Source organism: Acinetobacter towneri DSM 14962 = CIP 107472 (genome assembly GCF_000368785.1).
GTDB classification, from domain to species: Bacteria; Pseudomonadota; Gammaproteobacteria; order Pseudomonadales; family Moraxellaceae; genus Acinetobacter; species Acinetobacter towneri.
Window position 1 is genome coordinate 1 of the sequence record NZ_KB849688.1, and the last position, 1297, is coordinate 1297.

The 1297-nt window shown below is 43.2% G+C and carries 1 protein-coding gene and 1 pseudogene; both read right to left on the minus strand.

The features are described from left to right. A partial coding sequence (locus F947_RS14560; protein WP_004971397.1) for a BapA/Bap/LapF family prefix-like domain-containing protein occupies positions 1 to 976 on the minus strand: 976 nt, incomplete at its 3' end. 134 nt (positions 977 to 1110) lie between these two features. After that, positions 1111 to 1297, minus strand: a pseudogene (locus tag F947_RS14160) (IS982 family transposase); the annotation flags it as partial.

Genomic DNA, 1297 nt, shown 5'->3' on the forward strand with positions numbered 1-1297 from the left:
GACCTTGTTCAGTGCCAAGGTCAGTTAATAGATCATCTTTCGCGCTGCCATCTGGCAAGGCGTTGATCGCGCCTTGTGCTGCATCAAGTTTCGCTTGCGCTGCATCAATTTTAGCTTGTAATGCTTCTACTTCTGCTTGTGTCACTTTGCCGTCTGCAACAGCTTCAGCGCGTTCTGCAATCGCCGCATCAATCGCTGCTTTCGCATCCGCAAGTAAGTCTGCAGCTTCGGTAAATTCGGTAATTTCACCAACCGCTGGCAAGTCGTTAACTGTAGGTTTTGTCAATGCATCTAGACGGTCTTTTAAATCACCTACCGCATCGGCTGGTAACGCTTCTACTTTTTTCTGAGCATCAGTTTTCGCTTTCTCTGCATCTTCTACCGCTTTAACCAGATCATCATGTTCTTGCTGCGTGATGTTGCCATCTTTCTTCGCTTCAGTTACAGCTTTTTCTGCGGCTTTATAAGCGTTTTCTGCAGCTTTAACTGCGGCTTCCGCTGCTTTATATGCTGCTGACGGTCCTTGGTCGCCCCCACCATTTCCGCCATCACTACCGCCGCCACCTAAGCCTGCAGCCAAACCACCTACAGCAACTGCCCCCGCAGCCCACGCCCAAAGAGGCACGCCGTCTGTATATAATAATGGCTCAATTGTCGTTAATGGCTCATACACCACTTCAGCAAGAAATGCGCCTGTTTCATCCGTTAACTTCACCCAAAGCAACTGATTGCCATCTTCTAATACCAGACTGTTATCGGTTGCTGTCGTGGTGCTATAGAAATTTTGAATCACAATAACTTCACCGCTTTTTAAACGAATGACAACATCCGCTCCATTGCGCTGAATCTCTGAAATATCTGCTTTTGCAACCCCTAATGTCACCACCGAGGCTTCGGTGAGTGCAACACTATTCTTATCTGTCGTCTGAGATAAAACCTCGTGTCCTTCTTTTGCAACAATTTTAATACTTGGCATGCTTTCACCCTGATTGTTTGATTTTCATAGCTAAAAAGTAAACAAAAATACATAGACACCATACAACACATTAGAAAAAATGTGAATCACCTTGCATAATTTTAATTAAAAGTTAAATGTTATACACACCCCAGTTACGGATAAGCCAAAGATTTAATCACATGAATTTTAGGCTTATTCTTTTGGCAAAGTTGATACGCACATAGTGAAGAAAATACGCCTGCTAAAAAACCAGCAATCGAACGATGTTTACTCGTAACTAAGTGATATTTTTCTTTCAATAATCCTATCAATGTTTCAATTCTTTTACGTTGTCGTAGA